Genomic DNA, 6,912 nt, shown 5'->3' with positions numbered 1-6,912 from the left:
GAGCCAAACCGTTTCGTTATCAGGTGATACTGTAACATCTAGTTGTAAATCGCCATTTATAAATTTAATAATTTCATTGTTCATGTTTTCTCCAATCTTTTTATATTTGAATGATTTTAATAAAGAGTTTCTTTAAAGAAACTATAGCATAGTAAGCTTTATTCATCAAAATTGTAATAATTTTCTTTCCATAACTCATGTTTTAGACTACAGAAGAGTGTATTTGGGGCAAAGTAGGCATCCAAAAGAGCATCCGAACGGTTCGGATGCTGTCGGGGGGCTCCAAATTTGTTCAGGCTCCGTGCCATGGGGTTCGAATGCACGTCCAGGGCTTCCAAAAATGGGTGAAAAGTGTTCGGATGACCTATGCGGGTCCGAACTTTTTTGCTAATTAGAGGGGTTCGGATGACGTCATCCGAACCATCATTCGAACCCATTTATTAGCACAAAACGGACAAAAATGAAGAATCAAAAAAGTGCTAAAAATGCCGTATTTACGGCACAATTAACACTTCACGATATCAAGCGGACAAAACATGGGGTCAACTCCTAAGAGAAAGCCGAGGCATTCCCCAAAGGGAAAAAATGAAAAACAACTTTCAGTTCGAATCTATTCTGAAAAATGCCAAAGGTGACAACAAAGCATTCCCCAAATTGGGGAGCGTTCTAATGTTACCGAATCGAAAAAATCTGTAGATTGACAACTCGAAAAAGAGTTGATAATCTTATATATGGCCGAAGGAAAAAATCCCAGAAACCCAGTAAAATCAAGGGTTTGCGGCATGTGTCTCTGTAGCTCAGCTGGATAGAGCACCGCCCTCCTAAGGCGGGTTTTTGCGGGGGTTCGAATCCCCCCAGGGACGGTTCAAAGCGTTCGAAAATGTTAGCTGGATTAGCTGACAACGAACGCTTTTGTTATTTTCTAATCACGTTCGTGACATGAAATTCCATTCAAAATGATCAATTTCCAGCTAACGCAATCCGATTTTTGTTAGCTGACAGCTAATCAAAATTACCGTTTTGCAAACATGGGTTTTAGGAAGTCCAGCTAACATTTGGGTTCCGCTCTGTTGTCACCCCTTATTCGGGGATGTAAATCAGAGAAAAGGCGGGAAAAGAAACAATCTCTCCCAAACCTGCAAACATAAATTAGCTGAAACAGTACTCAATTCTATTAGCTACAGCTAATGGTCAAACAGCAATGTCTGTTTGGAACTTTACTATCTATAAAAGTTCCAGGCAGGCATTTTTTATTTCCTGAATCCTGGAGGAAAGGAGTCAAGATGACTGAGCCAAACAGACAATCAGGAGAAAACGAAGAAAGAATCATAGAAATTGAGATTGAGCGTCTTCGACCGTTCAAGGAGCATCCGTTTCAGGTAAAAGATGATAAGGAAATGTTTCTTCTGCAGGAAAGCATTGAGAAGTATGGCATTTTAAATCCGCTGATCGTCAGACCGGTACCGGATGGATACTATGAGATCATATCCGGTCACAGAAGAAAACATGCTGCGGAGAAACTGGGATACCGTAAAGTACCGGTGATTATCCGGGTATTAAGTGAAGATGATTCCATCTTGAGCATGGTAGATTCCAATCTTCACAGAGAACGGATCAGCTACAGTGAAAAAGCTTTTGCTTACAAATTGAAGAATGACGTATTGAAAAGAAAAAGTGGTCGAAAAAAGAGCCAAGTTGACCACAAAATACCAAGAAAGCGTGCAATAGAGATCATCAGTGAGGATTGTGGTGATAGCCCAAAACAAGTGCAGCGTTATATCTCACTGACCAAACTGATACCGGAAATGCTGCAGAAACTGGATGATGAGATCATTTCTTTTTGTCCGGCTGTAGAGATAGCTGCATTGAGTGAAAAAGAACAAAAGGAACTGCTTGTAGCAATGGAGTATGCACAGGCGATCCCATCACTCTCACAGGCCCAGAGAATCCGGCAACTGAGTAAAGAAAAGCAGTTGTCACTGGAAAAGATGGAAGAGATCATGTGTGAAGTGAAAAAGGGTGAGATCACAAGAGTGGCATTCACAAACGAGCAGTTACACAAGTATTTTCCAAATTCCTATACACCGGCAATGATGAAACGGGAAATACTGGCACTGCTGAAATTATGGAAAAAAGAATCATGGGAAAGTTAAAGGAGGAAGAAATCATGTGTAAAGTTATATCCGTAGTAAACCAGAAAGGCGGAGTCGGAAAGACCACCACAACCGTAAATGTAGGCATAGGACTGGCAAGAGAAGGTAAGAAAGTGTTGCTGATTGACGCGGATCCACAGGGAAGTTTAACAGCAAGTCTTGGATATGAGGAACCGGATGATCTTCGCATCACACTGGCAACGATTATGATGGATGTCATTAACGAAGAAGAAATCTCTCTGGAAGATGGTATCTTACATCACCAGGAAAATGTAGATCTTCTTCCGGCAAATATTGAGCTTTCTGCCCTGGAAGTAACGATGGGAAATGTTATGAGCAGGGAAATGATCATGAAAGAATATATCGATGCGATAAGATGCCGATACGATTATATCCTGATCGACTGTATGCCAAGCCTTGGTATGATGACGATCAATGCACTGGTCTCTTCCGATTCCGTGCTGATACCTGTGCAGGCCGCATATCTGCCTGTTAAAGGACTTCAACAGCTGATCAAGACCATTCTTACAGTAAAGAAAAGATTAAACCGGAAACTGGCGATTGAGGGCATTCTCCTGACTATGGTAGATTTCAGAACCAATTACGCAAGAGATATTGCATCAAGAGTACATACAACCTACGGAAGCCAGATTGAAGTATTTGAAAATGTGATCCCGATGTCTGTAAAAGCAGCTGAGACCAGTGCAGAGGGAAAAAGTATTTACATGCACTGTCCGAAAGGAAAAGTTGCCGAGGCATATATGAAATTGACACAGGAGGTTTTGAAGAATGAAAAATAGAAGTGGCGAAAAGATTAAACTGGCAAGTATTGATGAACTGCTTGGTGTGGTAAATGAAGAATCTGCAATGGAGATAGAAATCAGTAAGATCCATCCGTTTAAAAATCATCCGTTCAAGGTGCTGGATGATGAAAAGATGCAGGATCTGGTAGAAAGTGTAAAGATTAATGGAGTACTGACACCGGTACTGCTTCGCATGGATGAAAATGAAGAATATGAAATGGTATCAGGTCACAGAAGAATGCATGCAGCACAGCTTGCAGGACTTACGACTATTCCGGCGATTGTAAGAGAATTATCGGATGATGATGCCGTGATTGCGATGGTGGACGCTAACATTCAGCGAGAGGAACTGTTACCGAGTGAGAAAGCATTTGCATATAAGATGAAAATGGATGCTATGAGAAGAACAGCAGGTCGTCCGACAAAAGAAAATCCCCGACAAAATGTCGGGAATTATGAGACGGCAGATCTCATTGGAAAGGATAATGGAGAAAGTGGACGACAGGTTCAAAGATATATTCGTCTCACGGAATTAATACCAGAACTTTTAGATCTGGTAGATAAGAAAAAGCTCCAATTTACAGTTGCTATTGATATCTCTTACATCGATAAGGATGTACAAGAATGGATTTATGAATATATCAGCGACACTGGATTTATCAAGCCAAAACAGATTGCAACACTCAGAACTCAACTGAATGATGGACCAATCAATCAGATTCAGATGTTATCAATTTTCAATAACTGTGTGATGGCAAAGAAAGTATCCCGGTCTATCACTTTCTCAGAAAAGAAACTGACAAAGTACTTTCCGAATGATTACACAACCAAAGATATGGAACAGGTGATTGAATCATTATTAGAAAAATGGATGCAGGAACAGTCCTGTTAAAGATAGAAAAAGCTAAGAAAACAAAGTCAAAGAAGTTTAAAAAGAGGACTTCTTAGCAGAAAATGAAAGGAGGATATTATGGAGAAAAAAATGACATTTAATTATTTTTACGGTACCGAAGCTGATCAGTTCAGCTTCTACCGCATACCAAAAGTATTATTTACAGACAGTTACTTTAAAGATTTATCAAGCGATGCTAAAATTTTATATGGACTGATGTTGGATCGAATGTCTCTTTCCATCAAGAATCAGTGGTTTGACGACAAAAACAGAGCATATATCTACTTTTCCATCGAAGATATCATGGAATTACTGAACTGTGGCAGAAATAAAGCTATCAAATCCATGAGAGAACTGGATGACGAAACAGGAATTGGTCTGATTGAGAAACGCAGACAGGGATTTGGAAAGGTGAACGTTATCTACGTGAAAACCTTTATGCCTGAGAAAACAGATGAGAAAAAATTTGAAGAGGAATTAAAGAAGTTTAAAAAACAAACTTCTGTGGAAAATGAGGAATCTACAGAAGTTTACAATTCAAACTTCATGAAGTCCCAAAATCAAACTTCTAGAAGTCCCGAAAACAAACTTCAAGAAGTTTACATTTCAAACCCTAATAATACTAATCTTAGTGATACTGAAATGAATGATAATAAATCTAATCATATCATATCTGTAGATGAGAAAAGATTTGATAGCGATAATCACTCTGAGGATTATCAGGCTTATGAAAACCTTGTCAAAGAGACCATTGATTATGAATCACTGGAAGTAACCCATCATGACGATATGCGACAGGTAGATGAAATCGTGAACCTGATCGTAGAAACTGTGATGTGTAAACATGACAAGATCTTGATTGCCAGCAACTGGTATCCGGCATCACTGGTAAAGAAAAAATTTCTGATGCTGACCTATTCACATATTGAGTATGTCTTACACTGTATGCGTGGTAACACCACAAAGGTGAAGAACATCAAGAAATACTTATTAGCAGCCCTGTTTAATGCACCGTCTACGATGAATGGGTATTATCAGGCAGAGGTGAACCATGATATGCCAGGACTGGTAAGATAGGAGGTGCACATGTTTATTTTAAAACTTGCTGGGAAGATATTATTACTGCCGATATGGCTGATCCTTTTTGTGATCGGCCTGGCAGTAAAAATGACAGTACAGACTTATGCGGTTGTCAGAGGAATCCTTGGATTTATATTCACTTTGTTGATTATAGCGACTGCATATTGTTACCATGACTGGGTACAGGTTACATTTCTGTTTTCGTTGAGTGTTATTCTGTATCTGATTCTGTTTGCAGGAGTTTTCGTAGATACTGTACTGGACATGACAAGAGAACGTATTATTGATTTTATTATATTGTGAGGAGGATATGAAAATGAGCAAAAACAATGATTATATTCAGTTACCACCACTAAAAAAAGACACACCATCTGATGTGGTAGCATTTATGTGGGAGTACATGAAAGTACCGGAGAACTCAAGAGAAAAAGTTAAGAATCTGCTTAAAGATGCAAATGAAAATGGCGTAAAATTAAGTCATCAGGCACCAACACTGTATGATGTTGTCCAAAAAGAAGAAATTGCTGAATTTGAAGAGCTTATGCGCAAAACCATAGCTGACATTGTATCAGAAGCCAGTAGCATTGCCTGTTGGGTGTATGTGGAGAAATATGTGAAACAGAAAACTCTTGACGAAATGCTGCAAGAATTGCCAGGAGTAGGCCAGTTCATCATTGTCATGGATACTTGGTTCGAAAGACTGATGGCGGAATAATGGATGCTATGATAGAATAAAGAAAACGATTTGAAGTGCAAATCGGGAGTTAAAGGAGAGAGCGATTATGTTTAGATGTCAAAAATGTAAAAAATGGTTAAAAAATATTACAACAGAAACTGATGTAGTTTATGATGGCACAATATATCATGCCACAAATGTACCAGCAAAAATATGTCCTGAATGTGGGAAAATAACTATATATGAAATAATTCAAGAACGAATTGTTCAATATGCCACTCAAAGAAATGTAAAAAATATTGATTATGCAGAATGTGAAAATGAAGAAGCTTCTGCCTCTCAATTAATATTGTGAATTTCAATTTTGACAATTTCATATCCATACACACAAAGCAGTTAGTCTTAGGATTGACTGCTTTTTTTCTTATCAAAATTCCAGTCGCTATCCCTATGGCTATGAAATTGTAAATAGAAAATGTCAAGTCGTTGGGTAGGAGAAATGAATAATATTTGGAGTAGAGCAAGAGCGGTTGTGAATGCTGAATTGATTTATAACTAAAAGAGAAGAGATTTTGGATCAATGCTTGACTGTAAACCTTGTTTATAGCTTATTCTTAAGATAAAATAGAGTTGCTTGAAAGGAGTGCATAACATGAAAATAAAAGACGTAGAAGAACGAACAGGTTTATCCCGTTCTAATGTTCGTTTTTATGAAAAGGAAAAACTCATTGAGCCTTCAAGAAACGAAAGTAATGGTTATAGAGATTATTCAGAAAATGATGTGGAAAATATAAAGAAGATTGCATATCTGCGTACATTAGGAATTTCTATTGAGGATATACGAAGCATTATATCTGGAAAAGTAACATTGCAGGAAACGCTTGAGAAGCAGAATGAAGTATTAAAAAGTCAGATTACTGATTTGAATAAGGCGAAACTCATGTGCGAAAAAATGCTGGATGAAGAAAGTATTAGTTATGAAAAATTACAGGTAGAACAATATGTAACAGAGTTGCAGGATTATTGGAAAGATAATCAAACTGTTTTCAAATTGGATTCAGTCAGCTTTTTGTATATATGGGGAAGTATGCTTACTTGGATAACGATTACCGTATTATGCTTGATTATTGGGGCGTTGTCTTATTCTAAGTTGCCGGTAGAGATTCCGGTACAATGGAGTAAAGGTGTGGCAACATCTTTGGTGAATAAAAACTGGATTTTTATTTGTCCCGTTAGCTGTATCATAATCCGTTATTTATTAAAACCTTTTATCTATGCCAAATTACAGATGAACAATTATTATGGTGA

The 6,912-nt window shown here is 38.0% G+C and carries 8 protein-coding genes and 1 tRNA gene; all 9 read left to right on the top strand.

Annotated features, from left to right (window positions below):
- Positions 1-786: 786 nt before the first annotated feature.
- Positions 787-863: transfer RNA gene (locus tag EUBIFOR_RS03915), tRNA-Arg, on the top strand.
- A gap of 420 nt (positions 864-1,283) precedes the next feature.
- A complete protein-coding gene (locus EUBIFOR_RS03910) occupies positions 1,284-2,153 on the top strand; it encodes a ParB/RepB/Spo0J family partition protein (RefSeq protein ID WP_244264146.1) in 870 nt (289 codons plus the stop codon).
- Positions 2,126-2,953, top strand: coding sequence for a ParA family protein (locus EUBIFOR_RS03905; protein WP_003864638.1), 828 nt, complete (start codon positions 2,126-2,128; stop codon positions 2,951-2,953). Before EUBIFOR_RS03910 ends, EUBIFOR_RS03905 begins: the two co-directional genes overlap by 28 nt.
- On the top strand, positions 2,943-3,848 hold the full coding sequence (locus EUBIFOR_RS03900) for a ParB/RepB/Spo0J family partition protein (RefSeq protein WP_003864637.1): 906 nt from the start codon (positions 2,943-2,945) through the stop codon (positions 3,846-3,848). The genes EUBIFOR_RS03905 and EUBIFOR_RS03900 overlap by 11 nt, the downstream gene beginning before the upstream one ends.
- Positions 3,849-3,926: 78 nt before the next feature.
- Positions 3,927-4,925 carry a DUF6017 domain-containing protein gene (locus EUBIFOR_RS03895; RefSeq protein ID WP_003864636.1) on the top strand — a complete coding sequence of 333 codons (999 nt, stop codon included), beginning with the start codon at positions 3,927-3,929 and terminating at the stop codon, positions 4,923-4,925.
- Between the two features lie 9 nt (positions 4,926-4,934).
- A complete protein-coding gene (locus EUBIFOR_RS03890; RefSeq protein ID WP_003864635.1) occupies positions 4,935-5,231 on the top strand; it encodes a hypothetical protein in 297 nt (98 codons plus the stop codon).
- 13 nt (positions 5,232-5,244) lie between these two features.
- Positions 5,245-5,643 carry a hypothetical protein gene (locus tag EUBIFOR_RS03885; protein ID WP_244264145.1) on the top strand — a complete coding sequence of 133 codons (399 nt, stop codon included), beginning with the start codon at positions 5,245-5,247 and terminating at the stop codon, positions 5,641-5,643.
- A 67-nt stretch (positions 5,644-5,710) separates the two neighbouring features.
- Positions 5,711-5,959, top strand: a complete 249-nt coding sequence (locus tag EUBIFOR_RS03880) for a YgiT-type zinc finger protein (protein ID WP_003864633.1) — start codon at positions 5,711-5,713, stop codon at positions 5,957-5,959.
- A 297-nt stretch (positions 5,960-6,256) separates the two neighbouring features.
- A partial coding sequence (locus tag EUBIFOR_RS03875; protein ID WP_003864632.1) for a MerR family transcriptional regulator occupies positions 6,257-6,912 on the top strand: 656 nt, incomplete at its 3' end.

It is taken from the genome of Holdemanella biformis DSM 3989, assembly GCF_000156655.1.
Lineage (GTDB): Bacteria > Bacillota_I > Bacilli_A > Erysipelotrichales > Erysipelotrichaceae > Holdemanella > Holdemanella biformis.
Note: the sequence above shows the minus strand (reverse complement) of the source record. Positions and strands in the feature narration are given on the sequence as shown.